Here is a 21,248-nt window from a genome sequence, read left to right as displayed (position 1 = left end):
GAAAATAGAAAGTTACATAAATATTTAGTAACTGTTATTTGATGTTATAGAGGTCAAAAAATGAAGCTTTTAGGTAAGTCCAAAGTCATGAAACATAAGGTAAAACCTGAAATTACTTATCCTTTAGTAAAGCTTCCACAATCAGAAATAGACTTTGCCGGAGAAACTGCTCATATTTTCAAAACAAAATACAATGGTAAGCCTGTTTATGTGATTGCTCTTGAAGAAGAGCTTAACTGTGAGCTTAAAGTTACACAACCAGAAACAAAACCTGACCTTGAAGCAAGACTTGAAGCGTTAGAAAAAAAGCTCTCTACGCACTTAGAATCGGAAAATAAGGACAATAATGAAAGTGGGTCCGCTGAGATTCGAACTCAAGATCTCCGCCGTGTGAAGGCTGGAAAATGTGACTTATGCACCGTTATTGACGAACAAAATGCAGTATAGACCTTTTTAAGTTCCTATGAAATGAATATTTTCCGAGCTGATTTTGGACGCATGATATAACTAAACCCCCATAACTGAAGTGATGCGTAGTATTATTTTTAGAATTATCGTCCAGCACATTGTTACATCATGAGCTTTGAGTACTCTCAGCTTGATCATATGCAAACTTCATAAGAACCAAGCATAAACAAAAATTGTCTCCTGAGTTTGGGCTAATAAGTGGAATTATTAGTCTAATTAGTGAATAATTTGCAAAAGGAAATAAACAGGTATAGCTTAATAAACTGCGTGAGGTTCTGATATGAAAAAATTTTTAATGTCTTCTTTGAAAATAGGTGTTGGAGTTTTTATAGGACTGTTTCTGCTTATAATTGTAGTAGGAATGTTTGCATCTGACGAGGCTACAGATAATTCTGCAGATACTACTGTGGCAGATGATCCTGAAACTGAAGAGGTTGTTGAAGATGAGCAAGTTGAAGCTCAAAAAACAGGTACGGTCTTCGATTACACTACCTGGGAATATTATGTGACTGATCAGATAGGAAGCTATTATATTGCTCCTGCAGGAAAGCATTATTATGTTGTAACTATCCACGTTGACAATCAGGGAACAGCTACGTACAATACAAATCCGTATTACTGGTCTTTGACTGCAGATGGAATTACATATGATCCAGATACCGCAACCTTTAGTGAGTCTATTGACTCGAAAACAGTAGATGTTGGTCCTGGTGGAAAAATTGATGTTCAATATGCCTATCTGGTAGATGGAACGCCCAAAGATCTTGCGTTGAATTACGGTTTATAAATGGGATCAATATCCCATTTTTTCTACTTTTATTTTCTATTTACAGCGTATCAAAGAGTATATTAAAAACGGTGATTTTGTGGTGATGAAGTGGACGAAGAGTGACGGAACTAAAATTCCGATTATGAAACGAGTAGAGCACATATAAACAGTTGTGTAAAGATGCTTTCAACTGATCCAAGCTTCTGGTTCGAGAGTGCAAAAAAGAGCCAAATTTTTTATCAGTTCAAGTCTATTTCAAAAAATCAAAAACAGTAAAGACTCCGACTTTGAATCAAGAATTGAAGTATTAGAAAAAAAGCTCTATAAGCACTTAGAACAAGAAAATAAGGATAATAATGGTAGTGGGCCCGCTGAGATTCGAACTCAGGACCTCCGCCGTGTGAAGGCGACGTCATAACCGTCTAGACCACGAGCCCCTGGATTGAAATTGAAAATTAATAGGGTTAAGCAACCATAAAATAGAACTTCTTATGTATAAGCTTATCGCTTGTTAACGATGTTCGGGGCTGGCCGGACGCGTTATGAGAGTCTTTTTATATTTCATCGGTTAGGGTTTCAGTTTGTCCACATTTGTCAAACCCTGTTCAGCCTTTTTCACGGTAGCGGGATTGCCACTCACAATCTGGTATTCTGCCTGTTTTGCCGGAGAATTTTTTTCACACGACCAATAAAGTAAATAAGTGATAAATGTGAATAACTATAAAACTAATTTCAGTACAGGGTAGAAATGATAGAAATTCTCAAAATCCTCTTCAGCATGCCTTTTTTGCTGTACTCGTGTTATTCCGACCTGTGTTCCCGCAGGGTCTCAAATAAGGTCTGGAAATACATGCTTTCGGCAGGATCCGTGTTTATACTCTATGAACTTTTTACCGGGGGAGTTTCCTATCTCATGCAGCTTGTTTTTTCAGGAGTGCTTGTTTTTACTGTCGTTTATATCCTTTTCCAGCTTGGGGCTTTCGGGGGCGGGGATGCGAAAGGGCTGATCGTGCTTTCCATCCTTTTTCCTTCCTACCCGGTTTTTAAGATTTCAGGAGAAATATATCCCCTGCTCGGGCTTCCGCCTGTCGGGCTTTTTACATTCACGGTGCTCGGGAATGCTCTCCTGCTGACAACGCTTGTTCCGCTCGGGATGTTCTGCTACAATCTCCTGCATTTCTCGCCTGAAATGGTTAAAAACCCGCTTTACATGTTTATAGGATATCGGACTGAGATTTCTTCCCTGAAACATAAAAAGCACCTCGGCCTGCTTGAGAAATTCGAGCTTGACGAAAGCGGGAGCCTCAAAAGAGGGCTTGCCCGCACAGGACTTAATTTCGATGCGGACCAGAGGCCGGAACTTGAAGAGTATCTGAAAAAAGGCTTGATTGGAAAAGATATCTGGGTTACTCCAGGCCTGCCGTTCATGCTTTCAATTACAGCGGGCTTTATTACGGCAGTCGTTTTCGGGGATTTGATCTTTTATACCGTAATGCGCCTTATGGTAGGCTGAGTTGAGAACTGAATTTCAACCATTTCACCTGTTCCAGCCGATACACAGGTTCTATTTGTCCCACTGGATTTACAGGCTCTATCGGATTTACAGGCTCTATTCGCCCCACCGGATTCAGGAGTTCTATCGGATTCACAGGTTCTATCGGATTCACAGGTTCTTCGAGTATAGGGGTTTCCCGGATTCAACCTCTCGACAGGTCTAAATCATTTTTGACTTTGAAAATATGTTTACCTTTTTTGCACGACAAGCAGCCCGTAGAGAATTGTTTCGGGAACAGGCGGATTTCCAGGCGTGCCTTTTGCAATCCTTTCTTCAGGATAGCCGAGATTTTCACAGGTATAAAGTTCGGCTTCCATACCCAGCTCCCTCAGGACTTCTGCAACCTCAAGCGAGCCGAAAGTTTCTTCCGGCAGCAGGAAAATGTTTCTGCCGTTCTTTAATTCCCTGATCAGTTCGGCTTTTGCAGGTTCGGAATCTCTGCCATGCGCCGTAATTGCACAGAGATTGGTCAGGTTCACCCGGGTACGCGCACATGCCACCTGCATTGAAGAAATCCCTGGAATCACCCTATCCTTTTCCCCTGCGAATTTCCCGAGCCCTGAAAACATGGGGTCGCCTGTGGATAAGACAACTGCATCTGCCGGCAGGAGATGAAGTGACTTATAGTCCTTAATCGGTTTTGCTTCGCAGGTGATGTATTCCTGCGCAATTTCAAGGGCTCTTTTTGCGCCATAAACCACAGAGGCTTTCCTTATAGCCTTTATTCCTTCTTCCGTGATCATTCCGGGCCCGACTCCGACTCCTACCACAATCATTGTTTTCTTCCCCTTTGCCTGTCAAATTTTTTAATTTTTCAGTTAATTTTTCAGTTAATTTTTCAGTTAGTTTTTTTAGTTAATTTTTTCAGTTAGTTTTTCAGTTAGTTTTTCAGTATCTCTGGCTTAACGCTCGCTTTTGCTGTCCATCAGGACCGAACCATCCCTGTCGATTACCACGATCCTTGCGCCTTTGCCTTTCTCGATTGCCATCTCGAAGGCTTCTTTCAGGCGTGCGTGTTCAGGCGCTTTTTCAAGCATCTCAACAACGGTTGCGTATCCGCTGCTTTCAAGCATGTTCGGATTTCCCCATTTAAGGACAAGGCCGGGAAGCCCGCAGATAATTACATCGCCGGAGGCATAACCAAGCCCTTCCGAGATCCTGCTTCCGACCATAACAACGGTATAATCAGGGAAAAGCATGTGAGAGTAGCGCATTCCTATCCTGCCTGTGGTCAGTACCACTCTGTCCGTGCAGCGGATAAGGTCTCCTTTCATCTCTCCAAGGTGGTCGTTCCAGGGCTCAACAAAACCTGTACTCCCAAGTACGGAAATCCCGCCCTCCACCCCTATCCTGCTGTTCAGGGTTTCTTTTCCGATCCTTTCCCCATCCGGAATTGAGATTGTAACCTCGGCTCCTCTCAGGCCCAGATCTTCTACGGCTTCCTGCACTGCAGCCTTTATCTGTTCCATTGGTTTCGGATTAATAGCCGGCTGGCCTCTAGGAACCTGGAGCCCGTCCCTTCTAACAATTCCTATCCCTTTTCCTCCGAAAATTCGGATTCCCTCGGATTCCCTGGCCTCGCCCACAAATTCAAGCCCCCGGGTAATATCGGATTCATGGTCGTTCCGAATCTTTTTCACAACGGCACGCCCCTGCGAGGTCTCGCTGACCTCAAGCTGAGCTCTCAGTCCCACAGGAGTCGGGACGGAAACACTGTCAACCGTTTTCTTAAGAGAAAGGACAGCAGCTTTTGCAGCAGCACTTGCTGTGGTTCCTGTAGTGTATCCTCGTTTGAGAACAGACCCGTCACTCAGAACCACAATCATCCCGGATGCCACTTTTGTTTCAAGTTCTTCCCTGGACAGCCCGGTGCGGACAATCCATTCTTCAGGGATCTTGAAATTGTTAACAGGATCTATCATGGAAGAATACTCGGAGGTTTTTTATTATAAATGTATTGACGTGAAAATCGGAAAAGAGCCCAATGGATTTCCGGGATCAACCTTGCCGTATTTCCCGGCTTAAATTACTGAATTTGGGAAGAGACTCAGCTAATTAAAAACACAAACTAATTAAAAACTACAAGCTAATTAAAAACTACAGAATTATAGAAAAGAAGTATAGAAAAGAGGTGGCATCATTCCAGGAGTGGGGATTTTGTTTTTCGGAAATGGGGGTTTTATCCTGGATTCTGGAACAATTGGGGGGTCGTTCCGTTTTGGGATTTTGGGGGGTTGGTGTGTGAAAAATAGCCTTGCGGAATGATGCCTATTCAGATGCCAGTACTCGCCTGACACCCAGTACTACATCATAAGTTATATTATATAAATATATAGGAAACTCAGAACAATTTTTCAATATAGAAGTATATCGGGTGACCGTGTAATTCTCCCCTACATACCACCCATATAACCTATATAGATTGATCTGTAAGTTGCGTTTTATAACCGCGCTGAAGCAAATGCTTTCTGGAATATAGCTCACCTACTCTAAAGAAATCGGGTGATCTGAAAGGAGAGATAGCATGGACTCTATTATGGAAGTCCCGGGGAAATTAAATTCCATTCGGGAAATCCAGGGAGAACCGAACTATTATTTTTTATGTTTTAGACCTTTTTTACGGAACTTTTACGGAATTCGATTTGACTGAAATCTATTTGACTGAAATCTATTTTACTGAACTCTTGCAAACATGCGATCCAGTTCTCCTTTCGTAAATGTGATCACAGTGGGCCTGCCGTGCGGGCAGGAATAGGGATTTTCAGCCTTCTTAAGCTGCTCTATCAGCTCCTCCATCTGTCTGGGATTGCAGGCTGCTCCCCCTTTAATCGCGGCTCTGCATGCAAGGGTCTTGCAGACCTTTTCCGAGATTCCCGTATCCTTTTTAACTTTTCCTGAAGCCAGAAGGTCAGAAACTACGTCGTGGATAATATCGGGGTCCTCAAGCCGCCCGAAAACCTCAGGCACGAAGGTAACTACGTATGTATTGTCCCCGAACTCCGAAATACCGAAACCGCAGTCTTCCAGATAGGGAATATATTCTTCCATAAGCACTTTCTCTTTAGGGGTAAGGTCTATGGTTACAGGTGTAATCAGCTCCTGCACCCTGGACTTTTTCATTCTCAAAACCTGCTCGTAAAGAATTCGCTCGTGAGCAGCATGCTGGTCGATGAGCACAAGGTCTTCTCCCCTTTCGGCAAGGATATACAGTTTGGAAACCTGCCCTATAACCCGAAGGTCTTCAAGAGAGTCCGTATTTGGCTTTTGTTTCAAATTCTGGCGCTCTTCGGCAGTTACTTCTTCCTTTATTCCCACTTCGTCAACTGTTTTTTCATTTTCGTTTTCTTGAGCGCCGATTTTTCCCTTTCCTCCGATTTTGTCCTTTCCTATTTCTTCCGCGCCTGGCTTTCCCTTTTCACTTCCACCTTCTTTTCCTCTTTCCTGCTCACCTTTCCTTTCCTGCTCGTATATACTATCCAGCTTTTTATCTCCCGGGATTTCCTGCGCGTCCCCTTCTGCGGTAAAGTTCAGGAGGCGCTCGGACTTTTTTAGCTTCCTTTCGGTGTCTTTTACAGGATAGGTATAGGTTTCAGCCTTATCTCTCAGGACTTTGCCGGTTTCAGAGAGGCCGGCTTTTTCCGGAATCCCGGTTTCCTTTCCAGCCTCCTTCCTTCCGAAAGTTTCCGCAGCTTCTGAAACCTGGAGCCTGCCTGAGGAGCCTGGAACCTCGAAGGTTTTCTGAAGAATTCTGTCCCTTTTTTCCCGGATTTCGGGGGCAAGAGCATTTTCGGAGAGCACCTTCTCAATCGCAAATGTGACCGTATCCCCAAGCTCTTTTTCCCGGCTGAAACGCATCTCGGCTTTGCGGGGGTGTACATTCACATCCACCTCCCCGGAATCAACAGTAAGGAAAAGTACTGCCACAGGATAGCGCTCCTTTGGAATTCTGGTGTAATATCCCTCACGTACAGCTTTATTGATAGCTCTTGAAACTACCGGGCGGGTATTTACGAAAAGGAAAAGCTGGTCACTTTCTCTTCGAGTAGTTTCGGGCTTTGAAATGTAACCCCGGATCTCAAAATCTTCCGTCCTGTACTCTAGGGGAAGCATTGAACGAGCCGTATCTGGCCCAAGGAGATTTACAATACTTTTGAAAGGCTCGCTTGAGCCCGCGTTTCTGAGAACTGGCTTTCCTTCACTCAACAGGGTAAAGGAAATTTCCGGATTTGCCAGCGCAAGCTGCATGACCGTATCGGTAATATGGGCAAGCTCGGTACGGTCACTTTTGAGGTATTTCTGCCTTGCCGGAGTATTGTAAAATAGGCCCTTTACGTGTACGGACGTACCTGGGGCCGTGCCTGCATCCGAGGTTTCCAGTATCTTCCCCCCGTGGATCACTATCCTGGTACCTGTAATTTCTTCCGGGGGCCGGGTAAGGATTTCCACCTTTGAAACAGCTGTGATGGACGACAGAGCCTCTCCCCTGAAACCCATCGTAGAAATCGTATCGAGATCTTCAATCCGCGTGAGCTTGCTCGTTGCATGCTTTTTATATGCAAGCAGGGCATCCTCTCTGCTCATCCCGCAGCCATTATCCCGGACAAGGATGGAGCGTTTTCCACCTTTTTCGACTTCAATGCGGATATCCGTAGCTCCTGCATCGATTGAGTTGTCTACTAATTCCTTTACTACGGATGCAGGGCGCTCGATTACCTCTCCTGCTGCGATTTTGTTTATCGTATCCTTATCAAGGATTCGGATTTTGTTTCCCTGAGCTTTTTCCTTCCCTTCAATATATTCTTCCATCATTCCTTTACTCCGTCCAGACCGGAAAAATTTTAATTGGATATCCTTTAATCGATCCTTAATCCAGCAGTCTTTTCAGCTCATGGAGCTTGTTCAGGGCTTCGATTGGTGTCATCTCTTCCACATTCAACTTTCTCAGAGCGATTTCCACCGGGCCGGGCCTGTTTGCCTCTGCCGGATTTCCGTTGCTGTTTCCGGGATCAAAAAGCATCATCTGGGTATAACGTGCGGATGCTTTGCTTTTTCTTCTTTTCCCGTTTTCGCCGTCTTCAGCTTCCTCAAGTACGTTTTCTTTTTCGAGTTCCTTAAGAATCTCGTTTGCCCTTTCGATTACTTTTTCCGGGACGCCTGCAAGCCTTGCAACCTGGATCCCGTAACTCCTGTCTGTTGCACCCGGCACGATCTTTCGCAGGAAGACAAGTTCGTGGCCTTCTTCTTTTACTGCAATATGATAGTTTTTGACCCTTTTTAGTTTCTCTTCAAGGGCTGTCAGCTGGTGGTAATGAGTTGCAAATAACGCCCTTACCCCGACTTTTCCCCTGTTATGCAGGAATTCCACAACGGCTTTTGCGATACTGTACCCGTCATAGGTACTTGTTCCCCTGCCGATCTCATCAAGAAGCACAAGGCTTCTGGGGCTTGCATTGTTCAGGATGTTTGCAAGCTCAACCATTTCTACCATAAAGGTGCTTTGCCCGCTTGCAAGGTCGTCAAAGGCCCCTATTCTTGTAAAGACCTGGTCAATAATCCCTATTGAGGCATGGGACGCAGGGACAAAAGAGCCTGCCTGAGCCAGAATAGCTATAAGGGCGGTCTGCCGCATATAGGTCGACTTTCCTGCCATGTTCGGGCCCGTAACCAGCAAAAACTGGTTCTCCTTGCAGTCTATTTCGGTATCGTTCGGCACAAACCCTCCAGGTACGGTGTTTTCAACCACAGGATGCCTTCCGTCCCTTATAAGGATCTTGCAATCATCCGTAAGCTGAGGCCTGATATAATTGTTAGTTTCCGCAACTTCAGACAGGGCTGCAAGGACATCAAGCGCACCTGTTCTTTCAGCGGTTTCCTGAAGTTCTCTCGAATGGGCTGAGAGCGTCTGCACAATTTCCGTAAAGATTTCATATTCGAGAGCTATAGCCTTTTCATTGGCCGTCAGGATAAGGCTCTCTTTTTCCTTGAGTTCGGGGGTAAAAAAACGCTCGGCATTTGCCATAGTTTGTTTTCGGATATAATCGTCAGGCACCTGGCTGCTATTGGCGTTGGTCACCTCTATGTAATACCCAAAAACCTTATTGTATCCCACTTTCAGGGACTTTATTCCGCTTCTTTCCCTTTCTTTTTGCTGGAAAATTGCAATCCATTTCTTGCTGTTGCTGGCAATCTCGCGAAGCTCATCAAGCTCGGCACTGTATCCCGGCTTTATCATGCCCCCTTCCCGGACCGAGATGGGCGGTTCGTCGGCTATTGCCCGGTCTATCATTTCAGCCAGGTTTTCGAGTTCGGAAAACGATACAAGCCCGACTGAGATCTCCTTTAAAAGTTCGGATTCAACGGTTTCCATAAGGGAGTCACGGACAGGAGGCAGGGCTGACAGGGACTTTTTCAGGGCTACAAGATCCCTTGCATTTGAATTTCCATATACTACCCTGCCTACGAGGCGTTCTATATCCCTTACCTCGGAAAGCCAGTTCCGCAGATCGTAGCGAAGCAGGGGAATTGCTGCCAGCTCTTCCACAGCATCAAGCCGAAGATTGATTTTTTCTATGTCAAGCAGGGGTTTTAAAAGCCATTTTTTCAGGATACGGCTTCCCATTGGCGTTTTTGTACAGTTAAGAATGCGGTAAAGGGAGTTTTCATCTCCTTCATCTCGCACATTTTTCACGATTTCAAGGTTTCGCAGGGTTACGGAATCAAGAATCATGAATTCGGAGTTCGAGTACGTTCTCAGGGTATTGATATGGGTAAGCTCCCTCATCTGTGTTGTCTGGGCATATTCGAGAGCAGCACAGGCCGAATAAACTGCAAAATCCAGTTTCTCACAGCCCATGCCTTCAAGGGTTGCGACCCTGAAGTGAGTTTTCAGCCTTTCTCCGGCTTCCCCGGTTCCTGAAACCTCAGGGGCAAACTCCTGTACAATAGTCTGGGCTTTCAACCGGTCTGAAAGGTCAGGATTTCCATACAGGGACGGAGGCAGGATGCATTCGGAAGGCCGCATTCTGGCAAGCTCGCTTAGAAGCTTTTCAAAGCTTTCCGAGTCCCGAAACTGCGTTGTAAGAAATTCCCCTGTCGAAATATCCAGAAACGATACCCCGATTTCTATTTCCTTTTCCGCATGCTTTCCGGACTTTCCGATCTCCCGCCCTGCAACCGCCATGAGGTAATTATTCGAGGCATCCGAAAACATGGAAGAATCAATTGCCGTGCCGGGCGTGACCACCCTGACAACCCCTCGCTTTACAACTCCTTTTGCCTGTTTAGGGTCTTCAAGCTGTTCGCAAATTGCCACTTTATACCCTTTATTTATAAGCCTCGGCAGATAGGTGTCAATTGCATGGTAGGGTATTCCTGCAAGCGGCATTCTTTCTCCCGATTTGTCCTTTCCCCGGGCTGTAAGCGTAATTTCAAGTTCTTTTGCAATGGTTTTTGCGTCTTCCCCGAAAGATTCGTAGAAGTCTCCCATGCGGAAGAAGATCAGGGTATCAGGATATGCCTGCTTGGCTTCGTAATACTGGCGCATTGCAGGGGTCATCATTTCAGTCATTTTTTTACTCACTGTAAACCTTGAATCGTTCTGTGTAAAATTGAAAATTATAATAAGGAATACCGGAGTTCTCAGGATTCCTCAAATAATGGGCTAGAATCCTTATCAGAATTCCTTAGATAACGGCTAATAACTGCATACTGGCTAGTATCCTTTATGCTTTAGATAATGGTTAGTATCCCTTATGCTTTAGACAATGGTTAGTATCCTTAGATAATGGTAGATACTATATCTTTATTAAAATCATCCTTCTTATATATATTTAACAATCCGAGATTGCAAACCATCTCCGAGGAGGAATTGTTCTGGATCGGGAAAAACTCATTGAAGTTTGTCCTGTCTGCGGAAACGCAGATTTATATTATGAAGTTGGCGGGTATGCAGGTGCAGTTTACCACTGCAAGGAATGCGGGTATGTAGGAGCTTTCATCATTGAAGCTAATGAGGAAATGATCGAGAAGATTCGGGAGAAGTACAGGCGTGAAAGAGTGAATGAAAGTGAAAAAGAATGAATGAAAGTGAATGAAAGTGAATGAAAGTGAGTGCAGGTGAATGATACTAATAATATATTTTTAAATATATAGTTAGTTATCCATTAAATCCTTTTGGAGAAATAACCTGCCTGGGGCTTGGAAGAAGGTAATAAAGCTAGAAAAAGAAATTCTTGAAAGTAAAATTAAAAGGAAATTGTGCCGAATTGTGTCACAAACATATGACAAATGCTATGATAGCTGCATTGACAGCTGTCAGCATGACCATATCTCTTTTGCTTACCCGGTTATGAGCCCATAAATCATACGTTAGAAATAAAAATCCTACGATTGACCAGGTGAGAGTTATATCTTCAGAGAAATCCCTGAAACTAGCTGTATAAATCGGGGATACCAGACGCCATAAACAATAAATTGAGATTTCAGAAAGAATTATAACTAAAGGCAGATAGCTCAAAGAACGAAGCACTGAAACATTCTCATCCAGGGCTTTTACCAGAAACCGGGAAAACGCGATTACGAGAAGCACCGTAAAGACTGCAAATAATACAAACTGGAGAATCGGATTAACTGGAAAAAAAGCCAATAACTCAAAGGGGTCTGAGATCTTAAGACCTCCATAATATTTATTAATATGTCATCCTCAGAAGAATTCAAATACTTTTCTATTTTGTTAGAATTTTGAGAAATATAATTATCATTATTAAATAGGACTTACGCGGTTGAACTGAGAATCAATAGCCACTAAACCTCTAACTGTTTAAAGAGCAAGTTTAACTGCAATATCAAATGTACTTGATTTTGTACTTCAAGTGCGTAAGTCTTATTAAAGTAAAAGCAAAGGAAAGAACTGAAAAACTTCCCGCCTTAGAGTTAAAATGCTCAAAAATAAGCTTATAGAACTGACGAGATGCCTGCATCATTTTCTATGGTTAACCATCCCCATCTCCCCACCCTGATTTCAAGGTGATATTTTACATATTTAAATCAAGGTGACGTTTTACATATCCACGTCCTGCTACTACTGAATTCATCTGGTAAGCCAGGTAACTTTCTATGCGCGAACTTCCAGCTATTAGATAGTCAGCCTCTGTGTAAGAATCTGTATCTCCGTCAAAAATATCCTTTCAAGGTATTTTTTACTTATGATGCCACTAGATCAGCTAGTGAAAAAAGTATCCTAAAACCCAACGAAAAATTCTGTTTAACGTATTTTTTTTTGGCACTGTTTCTTCCACCAACTCACCCCAATTCTACTTCATAAATTTTTATGTTAAAGTGTATATAGGTGCTATAAGGATATATAACTTATTATCGACTATATTACCAAAATATTGTTAGCTCATAATATGAATATTTGTTCTTGTCTATAAAATATTACCTATGAGAAAAATTGATGCGCGAGTTGAAATACAATAGACAATTCCCATTGTGGCTTAGCGGTAAAGAACTGCACAATATTAAACTACGAATTGAAAGAGTAACAGCCAGATAATTAACCCCGCAAGATTATAGAGCCTTACCAGAAGGAAAGTCGGCTGTTCCGCAGTAGGTGAGAGTTCGAGGTCAGAAAAACGAATTCAAAGATTTGCTACGCTTTCGAGAATCATTTAAAGATGACAAAAGGTATGAGAATTGAAAATACAAAATTGAGCTGAAGAATAAAAAGACAATAAAATCAGGAATAGCATGTAATAATGTGTAGTGTGTAAAAGCAGGTAAAAATCTGTGTCTAAATAAATTTTGGTGGGGCCGCTGAGATTTGGACTCAGGTCGCAAGACCCCCAGCCTTGCAGGATGGACCAGGCTACCCTACGGCCCCGCAGAGCAGATTGTACTTATTCAATGACAAATCTCTTTTTTTGTTTGCCATCGTCAACTATTGTAATCAAATATGTAGTATAAATGAGTATCGGTAGAAGAAAGTCGGGATATTCTTTTTATAATTTCTTCAATTGTAATCCGATATCCATAGATTCCATTCTCATCTGGATTTCTTAGCAGGATCTGACCTTTTACGGTTTTTGAAAATCGGCTTCAGAAGGCTTGCTCAATATGCTTTTTGCCCGCAGGACTCGCTGGATAATGGTGATATGGGAAAATACGGCTATGAGTACGAGAGCCCAGCCAAGGAAACCTGAAAGCCCTCCAAGGGCCAGGATAATCATTCTTTCCGTGCGTTCGGCAACTCCGACCGATAGTTTCCGGCAGCCTGCGGATTCTGCACGGGCGCGGGTATAGCTCACAAGGAAAGAGCCTATCAGGGCATAGCCTGCCCAGAGCCAGCCTTCAATTTGCACGATAGGAGAGAGGACAAGCCTACCGTCCACCGCACCTGCAATTATCCCCAGGAACATCACGCCGTCGGAGTAGCGGTCGCAAACCGAATCAAGTACGCCTCCGAAAGGCGTTATCCGGCCTTTTGCCCTTGCGACTCCCCCGTCGAGAATATCAAAGACCCCGCTGAAAAGGATCAGGAGCCCGCCTTCAAAAGGTTTCCCCAGCGCAAACGCTGCCCCTGCAGCCACGCTTACGGCAAAACCAAGTAAAGTAAGAGTATTCGGAGATAAGGGAATCAGGCGGGCAATGGGAATTATCAGCTTTCTTGCGCTGTTTTTGAATTCGTCGAAAATTTTTAACCCCTTCCTTTTGCTGGCTACCTGTATAGTCACTTATATAATGATAATATGGTTAAACATTAGCTTGTCTTTTTTGGAAAAAGATTCTGTCCAGACCTATTAATCCCTGTAGAAGATTTACGCCGTCCAGGAAATAGTTCTCCGGACAGAACGTAAGGCAGCGACAATAAAAGAATCCCTGCCAAAAAGTAAACCTCAGCGATTTCTCAGTAATTCCGAGTGATTTCTTGATGATTTCTCAGTGATTTCATATAAAGGAATAACTATTAAGATTTCATGTCAAGAAGAAGCTTTTAAAGATTTCCTGTCAAAAAGGAAATTTTAATGATCCTGTTAAAGATACTTATTAAAGATAGCTATTAAAGATAGCTACTAAAGATGCCTGTTAAAATGCCTGTTAAAGATAGAATAAGTCGCACGAGTTTAAAATGATATGGAGCTGAAAAATGGAAATCGTAGAAAAGCACAGGTCAAAGTGCACGGAATGCGGGCAGTGCCTTGAGGTCTGTCCTCGCTACAATGATCCTGGCTTGCTTGACCGGCTTTACGGATATCTGGAAGGTAGATCAGAGATTGATGCCGGATCCCTTCTGCGCTGCCTGACCTGCGGGCTCTGTACGGGTGCCTGTCCAGAGGAGCTGGGAATTAAAATGCTTATTTCTCCTGCCAGGCAGAAATGGGTGAATGAAAACGGACTTACCGACAGGCAGACAATGGTAGACCCCGAAGCTAAAAATAACCTTTTCAGGAAGATTGCCGAGCTGGACGAAACTCCCGTATACAGGGAAAGTCCGGGTTCGGTAGTATATTTCCCCGGCTGTGCGGGCACATATATCAACAAAATCATGGCACAGGCTTCAATTGCACTGCTGGAGAAAGCCGCAGTCGATTACACTGTCCTGAGCGGGGTAGAATACTGCTGCGGAGCCGTATCCGCAGGTGCCGGAGATTCCGGGCCTATCCGCAGGAACGGACAAAGGAATATCGAAGAAATCCGGAAAAGGGGAGCAAAAATCCTTATCACGGCCTGTCCGGGCTGCTTCAAGGCATTTAAAGATATCTACCCAAGAATGTTTGGAAAACTTGATTTTCAGGTGCTTCACGTCTCCCAGTACCTTGAGCTTCTGATAAGGGAAGGCAAACTTACTCCTGAAACTGTCCTCAATCATAAGGCCTTTTATCATGATCCCTGCCACCTTACCAGGGCAATGGGAGTATATCGAGAAGCAAGAGAAGTGCTTGGGCACATTCAGGGCACTGAACTTGCCAACAAAACCCCGGAAAATTCAGCCTGCTGTGGTTTCGGAGGAGGGGTAAGAGTCAATTACCCGTCTGAATCCCTTGATGTGGCTTCTGACCGATACAGGGCTGCCGAAAACCTGGGCTGTGATATAATTATCACAAACTGCGGGGGCTGCATGCAAAACCTTATTGAAGCAGGAAAGGATGAAAAAATAAAAGTTTTCGACCTTGCTGAATACCTTTCCCTCGCCTGCGGAATAAAAATAGAGAGGGAAGATTCCAGGATGCTGGAACTTGTCAACAGGGCTTACAAGCTCTGCATTTCAGGATACGGGAAACCCAGGAGCTGAGAATTAGATATCTTAACCTTATACTTTTCAATCTGCTTATTTTTGATTTCTTTACTTTTGATTCCTTTATTTTTAATTTCGTTATTTTTGATACCCTATTTTTGATTTCCTTATTTTTTAATTTTCTGAGAGAATCCTGAAAGAAGAAAATCCTGATCTCGGAAAAACCATGATATATAAATTTTTCCTTTTTTCTGAGTTTTTTGATAGGACAATGTGGAAACTTTACAAAAATAGAACGCGAGCTCTCAAAAGAATCAGTCTTGAGGCATATTCCCTCGAAATATATAAATCAAGACAAGTTAAAATCAGGTCAAAATCAAGAACTACCGCTTTATTTAATTTCAAAAAAGTCTGGAGATATACAGAATGTCCAGGATCTACTTTCGATCCGATTTTTACTTAATTTATCCATTTCCAGCTCAGTTCAGGCCTACTTCATGTAATTCCTGTAAAGTTTATTCGTTTTAAGGTATTCATAAAACTTTATAAAAATCCAATTTTAATATCTAATATTTATATTTTTTGATAATTCCATTTTGTTTTCTTCCTCAATATACTTATAAAACCCCCTATACCGAAAACTATTTATGTAACCCCCAGTTTTGTTACAAAATTTTTGAAAAAATATATATATGAGAAAAGTCAACCTCTTTATTGGAGACATCTGAGAGATGAGTAATCAGACGGGATTAAAATGGCACAAAAAACGCTCCCTCTGCTAAAACACTCATGAACCCCGGTCAACGAATCATGAACTCTTCATGGTTTCATTGTCTCACTTTGGTGATCATGGTTTCCCACCCGTGATGATCGTGAGTTTCTTCCTGTGCATTTCATGGCTTCATCGGGAGGCATGAGTTTGCAACCTGAGGTTCATGTATAATCATGATAATCAGGAAGAGACGTCTCTAAAGTTCAAAAATTAAAACGGAGGATGCAACTATTAGCAAAGAAGAATTGCTTCAGGAACTTGCAGGCGCTGTAGTTTCCTGCAAGAAGGATGCAGTACTCGCCGCTGTTGAAAAAGCTAGAGGAGAACTGGAACCTTCCGAAATAATTGAAAAAGGGCTCGCTGCAGGTATGAATGAAGTAGGTGTCCGTTTCGAGAGGGGAAAACTTTTCCTTCCGCACGTGATGATGGCTGCCGATGCAATGACTGCAGGAGTCGCAGCCCTTAAGGACCTTATGCCTGAAGGGGCTTCCAGCTCAAAAGTCGGCGTCATTGTGAATGGTACGGTAGAAGGCGATGTCCATGACATAGGAAAATCCATCGTGTCCACCATGCTCCAGTCTGCCGGCTTTGAGGTATACGACATTGGCCGTGATGTGCCGGTCAGAAACTTTGTTGAAAAAGCAAAGGAAGTCGATGCTGACATGATAGGGCTCTCAGCTCTTATGACCACCACTCTCCAGGGCCAGAGGGATGTTATTGAGCTCCTCAAGGAAGAAGGCCTGAGAGACAGGGTAAAAGTTATGGTCGGCGGTGCACCCGCAACCCAGGCCTGGGCTGACAAGATCGGGGCAGACTGCTATGCCGAAAATGCAAGTGAAGCTGTCGCAAAGGCAAAAGAGCTGCTGGCTTAAATCATTCTTATTCGGAGGCTACAAAGATGGCAAAAAATAATGCAGTTGCAGGATTTAATGCACTTAATGGCGTAGAATTAAACCTTTTTACCACTGATGAACTTAAGGCAATTCACTATGCAACCATGGAAGTTCTGATGAACCCCGGGGTCCAGGTTTCTGACCCCGAAGCAAGGCAGATCTTCAAGGAGAATGGCTGTGAAGTTGATGAAAAGACCAATATTGTAAAAATTCCTGAATATGTTATACGGAAAGCCCTTCAGCTTGCACCATCAAGATTTGTACTCTGGGGCCGCGACAAAAAGAACAATACTGTCCAGGAATGCGGCGGCAAAGTGCACTGGACCTGTTTCGGTACCGGCGTCAAGGTCTGCAAATACCAGGACGGCAAGTATGTAACCGTCGACTCTGTTGAACAGGACATTGCAGACATCGCAAAACTTTGCGACTGGGCAGAAAACATTGACTACTTCTCTCTCCCGGTCTCTGCAAGGGATATTGCAGGCCAGGGTGCCCAGGACGTTCACGAAACCTTCACCCCTATAGCAAACACCTCAAAACACTTCCACCACATTGATCCTGTCGGCGAAAATGTCGAATACTACTGGGACATCGCAAAAGCCTACTATGGCGGCGATGAAGAAGAGGCAAGAAAGAAACCTATTTTCTCCATGCTGCTCTGCCCTACAAGCCCGCTTGAACTCAGTGTAAACGCCTGCCAGGTCATCATTAAAGGTGCCCGCCTGGGAATTCCGGTTAACGTCCTGAGTATGGCAATGTCAGGCGGATCCTCTCCGGTCTACCTTGCAGGAACCCTCGTAACCCATAATGCCGAAGTCCTCTCAGGTATCGCCCTTGCACAGCTTGCAGTGCCTGGTACAAAGGTATGGTATGGAAGCTCAACAACCACCTTCGACCTGAAGAAGGGAACTGCACCTGTCGGATCTCCTGAACTTGGCCTGATCAGTGGAGCTGTTGCTAAACTTGCGCAGTTCTACGGTCTTCCCTCCTTTGTGGCAGGTTCCTAGTCTGATGCCAAGGTTCCGGACAGCCAGGCAGGGCATGAAAAAACAATAACAACTCTTCTGCCTGCTCTTTCTGGTGCCAATACCATCTATGGAGCCGGAATGCTTGAGCTTGGAATGACTTTCTCAATGGAACAGCTCGTTATTGACAATGATATCTTCAGTATGGTCAAGAAAGCCATGAAGGGAATTCCAGTCTCGGAAGAAACCCTCTCGGTAGAATCAATCCAGAAAGTAGGAATCGGAAATAACTTCCTTGCCCTCAAACAGACCAGGCAGCTTGTGGACTACCCATCCAACCCAATGCTCATTGACAGGCGCATGTTTGGGGATTGGGCTGCAGCAGGCTCAAAGGATCTTGCGGCAGTAGCACACGAAAAGGTCGTGGATGTTCTTAAGAACCACCAGGTAAAACCTATCGACGCAGATATTCTCAAAGATATGAAAGCAGTCGTGGACAGGGCTGACAAAGCCTTCAGAGGCATGTAAACAGGATATTCAGGAGATCTAAAAATGGCAAACAAAGAAGATATCATTGCAAGAGCAAAAGAAGCAATCACCGAATTTGATGACGAAATCGCAGCTGAAGTTGCAGAAGAGGCTCTTGCCGCAGGAATTGACCCTGTAGAGCTTATTGAAAAAGGCTTTACTGCAGGCATGCAGGAAGTAGGAGAGCAGTTCGAGCAGGGCACTCTTTTCCTGCCCCACGTGCTTGCAGCGGCAGAAGCTATGAACGCAGGTATAGAAGTTATCAAGCCGGAAATGGAGAAGCGCAAATCTCAGACCAAGAGCCTCGGAACCGTTGTTATCGGGACCATTGAAGGCGACATTCACTCCATCGGGAAGGACATTGTTGCTTCCATGCTCAATATTGCAGGTTTCAAAGTCGTGGATCTCGGAAGAGATGTCCCGATCAAAACCTTTGTTGAAAAGGCAAAGGAAATAAAACCCCAGGTAATCGCATCCTCCGCCCTTATGACCACAACAATGGTCTACCAGATACAGATCGAGGAACAGCTCAAGGAAGCAGGCATCCGCGATCAGGTTAAGACCATGGTTGGGGGCGCACCTGTTACCCAGGACTGGGCAGACAAGATCGGCGCTGACATTTATGGTGAAAGTGCCACAGATTCCGTAAATAAGGTAAAGGCAGCTTTACTCTAAAGCGGTTTAAATTGCAGAAAATGTACTCTTTGAATACATTTTCTGTCATACTTTATTTTGTGCAGTCTTCTGAGATCTGCAGCTCGGATATAGGTTTAAAAACTTTCGCAAGTCATACCACCATTCGCAGGAATATTACAAACCGGATATTACAACAAAACGGCAGTATTACAAAAAGGCAGTATTACAAAACGTGTGTTACTACAAAACGGTTACAAGCACCTGTCACTAAAAAACAACCGTACAAACAGTGTGTTATTACAAAACAGGTGTATTAAAAACGGCTCTATTAAAAAACGGTCACTAAAAATAAACTGCTGAAAACGATTGTAAAAAATGACAACTTAAACGCAATCTAAAAAACAGCTGAAAAACAGCAGTTAAAAAGAAGTTTGAAAATATTCCCGGAGATATGAAGCCTGCAGAAAGAGCTTTTGAGCTGCACTTTCAGGCTGTGGAATAGGGTCTGGGAGATCCCCTGCCCTGAGGGAGTTCCGCAGTATTCTGAAAAAATGGAGGGAACTTTTGTGGATTTGAAGACTTTAAAAAAACAGGAAAGTAAAAGAAAAGTCAGTAAAGGGTATATGTGGGCCCTTTTCTGCGCTGTCTTCTGGGGCATCTGGTATCTGCCAGGAACTGTTGTCTGGGTGCTCAACCCGTTCGATGAAATGTATGGCGCCATTGCCGAAGCAAGTGGGGATGGCGTATCCCTTGTTATTACTGCTGTTCTGATCACTGCCTTTAATGCACTGACTGTTATGCTTGCGCTTATGCTGTGGAACGGAGTGCTTGGAAAATACGGAGAACTGGGCAGGACTCTTAAGGAATTCCACCCCTGCTCAAAATGGTTCTTCCTTGCCTCTATCTTCGGCGGCCCGATGGCAATTCTCGGTTCTTTTATTGCTATGGGCTTTATCGGAGGAGCATTTGCAGCCGTTGCCGGCCTTCTCTATCCTGTTGTAGGTTCGATTCTCGCCTATTACTGGTACGGGGAAAAGATCTCCAGAAGAGCGGCAATGGGCATAGGAGTCATCATCATAGGAGGAATTACGATCTTTGGCGGCGGGCTTCTGACTGAAATTTCTTCAGGCAATGTCCAGTGGATCGGATATCTAGGAGGTTTGATGGCTGCTGCCGGCTGGGGCATTGAAGGTGCAATTGCAGGTAAAGGGCTTGACATCGCAGAGCCGGATACGGGGCTGACCCTCCGCTTCCTTGGCGAGAATATTATCTGGTGGATTATTATCGTGCCGATACTTGCACTCGTAGGCTTTCCGATGTATTCCTTTGCGCTCCAGGCCTTTGAACCCCTGACCCTGCTGGTGCTGATCTTTGCAGGCATCACCTTTGGTTTCTGCTATGTCTGCTGGTACAAATCTTTCCCGCTTATCGGTGTCGGAAGAGGCCAGGGCATAGGAAACCTCTACGGGTTCTGTGCAATTATCTTCATTTTCCTATTCTTCGGAGATGTTCCGGAATGGACCATCCTCGTAGGCGGTACTCTCTGTATTGCTGGAAGTTTCATCATGTTTACGGAAGATGCAAGCGCACTTGAAACTCTAAGAGGTGAATGAAATGACCGGAAACCGTCCTGTCAAATTCAGAATCCTGGAACTTTTCCTGGATGGGAAAGCATACTGGAACTACGAGATCGTTTCGAAGATCCAGGAAGAATACGACATGAAAAGCAGCTACGAAAGGGATAGCATTAACTTTGACATTATTGAACTGGCGTCCGGAGGGATGTTGAAAGACCTGGAGCAGAAAGTCGATGAAGAAGGAATCTACAAAAAAGGTTTCCTTCTGCACAGGTACGTAATCACCGACTTTGGAAGGGTCCGAGGTTCAGATGCCTGCCTTAAAGGCCTATAATTTCAAAGAGGGAAAAAGATGACACAAACAGCAGTGGCTCTGGAAGCCTACAATGGTTACTGGGCAAATTCCTTCATACCGGCAGCCGACATCATGTGGATGGTTTTGATCCTGATTCTGGCGATAGTAGCCCTCTGGCAGGCCAGAACTTTTGTATCCAAATTCTGAACCCCAAAATACAGCTTATTAAACCAGAGTATAAAAGGTAACGAGAAAGGTGAGAAGAGAAATGGCAACCGAATATGCTTTACGTATGGGAGACGGGAAACGTGTCTTCCTCACAAAAGAGAAAATTCTGGAAGAAATTGAGGCCGGTGTTGCAAATGCCGCCGACCTTGGTGAGATTCCTGACCTGAGTGCCGATGAATTTGACAAGCTTGCGGAAATCCTTATGATGCCTGGCAAGGCTGTCAGTGTCGAGCAGGGCATGGAAATTCCCGTAACGCACGATATCGGCACTATAAGGCTTGATGGCGACCAGGGCAACAGTGGCGTTGGAATCCCTTCCAGCCGCCTTGT

The 21,248-nt window shown here is 44.2% G+C and carries 15 protein-coding genes, 2 tRNA genes and 2 pseudogenes; 11 read left to right on the top strand and 8 right to left on the bottom strand.

All coding sequences use genetic code 11. The features are described 5' to 3' along the window. Nucleotides 1-60: 60 nt before the first annotated feature. Nucleotides 61-447, top strand: coding sequence for a hypothetical protein (locus ACPK8D_RS01185; protein ID WP_424716008.1), 387 nt, complete (start codon nt 61-63; stop codon nt 445-447). A 301-nt stretch (nt 448-748) separates the two neighbouring features. Next, entirely contained in the window at nt 749-1,255 is a 507-nt protein-coding gene (locus ACPK8D_RS01180) for a DUF4352 domain-containing protein (RefSeq protein ID WP_424716007.1), read from the top strand. Nucleotides 1,256-1,600: 345 nt separating this feature from the next. Here the strand turns inward: ACPK8D_RS01180 and ACPK8D_RS01175 are convergent. Then, nucleotides 1,601-1,674: transfer RNA gene (locus tag ACPK8D_RS01175), tRNA-Val, on the bottom strand. A 311-nt stretch (nt 1,675-1,985) separates the two neighbouring features. On the opposite strand from ACPK8D_RS01175, the gene ACPK8D_RS01170 reads away from it, so the two are divergent. After that, nucleotides 1,986-2,750 carry an A24 family peptidase C-terminal domain-containing protein gene (locus tag ACPK8D_RS01170; RefSeq protein ID WP_424716006.1) on the top strand — a complete coding sequence of 255 codons (765 nt, stop codon included), beginning with the start codon at nt 1,986-1,988 and terminating at the stop codon, nt 2,748-2,750. A 230-nt stretch (nt 2,751-2,980) separates the two neighbouring features. On the opposite strand, the gene ACPK8D_RS01165 is transcribed toward ACPK8D_RS01170, so the two are convergent. From ACPK8D_RS01165 to ACPK8D_RS01135, 7 genes are all read right to left on the bottom strand, one after another. Further along, nucleotides 2,981-3,568 carry a cobalt-precorrin-7 (C(5))-methyltransferase gene (locus tag ACPK8D_RS01165; protein ID WP_424716005.1) on the bottom strand — a complete coding sequence of 196 codons (588 nt, stop codon included), beginning with the start codon at nt 3,566-3,568 and terminating at the stop codon, nt 2,981-2,983. Between the two features lie 126 nt (nt 3,569-3,694). Next, the gene (locus ACPK8D_RS01160; protein WP_424716004.1) at nt 3,695-4,714 is read right to left on the bottom strand and encodes a cobalt-precorrin-5B (C(1))-methyltransferase; all 1,020 of its coding nucleotides are present in this window, start codon (nt 4,712-4,714) and stop codon (nt 3,695-3,697) included. 751 nt (nt 4,715-5,465) lie between these two features. Then, nucleotides 5,466-7,601, bottom strand: coding sequence for a DNA mismatch repair endonuclease MutL (gene mutL, locus ACPK8D_RS01155; RefSeq protein WP_424716003.1), 2,136 nt, complete (start codon nt 7,599-7,601; stop codon nt 5,466-5,468). Nucleotides 7,602-7,656: 55 nt separating this feature from the next. After that, a complete protein-coding gene (mutS, locus tag ACPK8D_RS01150; RefSeq protein WP_424716002.1) occupies nt 7,657-10,359 on the bottom strand; it encodes a DNA mismatch repair protein MutS in 2,703 nt (900 codons plus the stop codon). A gap of 702 nt (nt 10,360-11,061) precedes the next feature. Continuing rightward, complete coding sequence (locus ACPK8D_RS01145; RefSeq protein WP_424716001.1) at nt 11,062-11,436, bottom strand: hypothetical protein; 375 nt, start codon at nt 11,434-11,436, stop codon at nt 11,062-11,064. Nucleotides 11,437-12,594: 1,158 nt separating this feature from the next. Then, nucleotides 12,595-12,672 (bottom strand) — tRNA-Pro (locus tag ACPK8D_RS01140). 193 nt (nt 12,673-12,865) lie between these two features. Then, a complete protein-coding gene (locus tag ACPK8D_RS01135; protein WP_424716016.1) occupies nt 12,866-13,429 on the bottom strand; it encodes a CDP-alcohol phosphatidyltransferase family protein in 564 nt (187 codons plus the stop codon). Between the two features lie 506 nt (nt 13,430-13,935). Between ACPK8D_RS01135 and ACPK8D_RS01130 the strand changes: the two genes are divergently transcribed. The 8 genes and pseudogenes from ACPK8D_RS01130 to ACPK8D_RS01095 form a co-directional block, all read left to right on the top strand. After that, nucleotides 13,936-15,081 (top strand): (Fe-S)-binding protein, encoded by a 1,146-nt coding sequence (locus ACPK8D_RS01130; RefSeq protein WP_424716000.1) that lies wholly within the window; start codon nt 13,936-13,938, stop codon nt 15,079-15,081. Nucleotides 15,082-16,026: 945 nt separating this feature from the next. Beyond that, on the top strand, nt 16,027-16,668 hold the full coding sequence (gene mtbC / locus ACPK8D_RS01125; RefSeq protein WP_424716015.1) for a dimethylamine corrinoid protein MtbC: 642 nt from the start codon (nt 16,027-16,029) through the stop codon (nt 16,666-16,668). Nucleotides 16,669-16,694: 26 nt separating this feature from the next. Next, nucleotides 16,695-18,182, top strand: a pseudogene (gene mttB, locus ACPK8D_RS01120) ([trimethylamine--corrinoid protein] Co-methyltransferase). A gap of 24 nt (nt 18,183-18,206) precedes the next feature. Then, complete coding sequence (locus tag ACPK8D_RS01115; protein WP_424715999.1) at nt 18,207-18,857, top strand: methyltransferase cognate corrinoid protein; 651 nt, start codon at nt 18,207-18,209, stop codon at nt 18,855-18,857. A gap of 512 nt (nt 18,858-19,369) precedes the next feature. After that, on the top strand, nt 19,370-20,431 hold the full coding sequence (locus tag ACPK8D_RS01110; RefSeq protein ID WP_424716014.1) for an EamA family transporter: 1,062 nt from the start codon (nt 19,370-19,372) through the stop codon (nt 20,429-20,431). Nucleotide 20,432: 1 nt separating this feature from the next. Next, nucleotides 20,433-20,729: a hypothetical protein gene (locus ACPK8D_RS01105; protein ID WP_424715998.1), complete on the top strand. Its 297-nt coding sequence runs from the start codon at nt 20,433-20,435 to the stop codon at nt 20,727-20,729. Between the two features lie 18 nt (nt 20,730-20,747). Then, nucleotides 20,748-20,897: a hypothetical protein gene (locus ACPK8D_RS01100; RefSeq protein WP_424715997.1), complete on the top strand. Its 150-nt coding sequence runs from the start codon at nt 20,748-20,750 to the stop codon at nt 20,895-20,897. A gap of 61 nt (nt 20,898-20,958) precedes the next feature. Then, nucleotides 20,959-21,248: pseudogene (locus tag ACPK8D_RS01095) on the top strand ([dimethylamine--corrinoid protein] Co-methyltransferase); the annotation flags it as partial.

It is taken from the genome of Methanosarcina sp. (genome assembly GCF_049706645.1).
Classification (GTDB): domain Archaea; phylum Halobacteriota; class Methanosarcinia; order Methanosarcinales; family Methanosarcinaceae; genus Methanosarcina.
The sequence above is the reverse complement of the archived record's forward strand: the minus strand, read 5'-3'. Positions and strand labels throughout refer to the sequence as shown.

What these genes read in the sequence shown, in the direction of transcription:
- ACPK8D_RS01185 (WP_424716008.1), top strand. Translation starts at nt 61, where the DNA reads ATGAAGCTTTTAGGTAAGTCCAAAGTCATGAAACATAAGGTAAAACCT.
- ACPK8D_RS01180 (WP_424716007.1), top strand. Translation starts at nt 749, where the DNA reads ATGAAAAAATTTTTAATGTCTTCTTTGAAAATAGGTGTTGGAGTTTTT.
- ACPK8D_RS01170 (WP_424716006.1), top strand. Translation starts at nt 1,986, where the DNA reads ATGATAGAAATTCTCAAAATCCTCTTCAGCATGCCTTTTTTGCTGTAC.
- ACPK8D_RS01165 (WP_424716005.1), bottom strand. Translation starts at nt 3,568, where the DNA reads ATGATTGTGGTAGGAGTCGGAGTCGGGCCCGGAATGATCACGGAAGAA.
- ACPK8D_RS01160 (WP_424716004.1), bottom strand. Translation starts at nt 4,714, where the DNA reads ATGATAGATCCTGTTAACAATTTCAAGATCCCTGAAGAATGGATTGTC.
- mutL (WP_424716003.1), bottom strand. Translation starts at nt 7,601, where the DNA reads ATGATGGAAGAATATATTGAAGGGAAGGAAAAAGCTCAGGGAAACAAA.
- mutS (WP_424716002.1), bottom strand. Translation starts at nt 10,359, where the DNA reads ATGACTGAAATGATGACCCCTGCAATGCGCCAGTATTACGAAGCCAAG.
- ACPK8D_RS01130 (WP_424716000.1), top strand. Translation starts at nt 13,936, where the DNA reads ATGGAAATCGTAGAAAAGCACAGGTCAAAGTGCACGGAATGCGGGCAG.
- ACPK8D_RS01115 (WP_424715999.1), top strand. Translation starts at nt 18,207, where the DNA reads ATGGCAAACAAAGAAGATATCATTGCAAGAGCAAAAGAAGCAATCACC.
- ACPK8D_RS01110 (WP_424716014.1), top strand. Translation starts at nt 19,370, where the DNA reads ATGGAGGGAACTTTTGTGGATTTGAAGACTTTAAAAAAACAGGAAAGT.
- ACPK8D_RS01105 (WP_424715998.1), top strand. Translation starts at nt 20,433, where the DNA reads ATGACCGGAAACCGTCCTGTCAAATTCAGAATCCTGGAACTTTTCCTG.
- ACPK8D_RS01100 (WP_424715997.1), top strand. Translation starts at nt 20,748, where the DNA reads ATGACACAAACAGCAGTGGCTCTGGAAGCCTACAATGGTTACTGGGCA.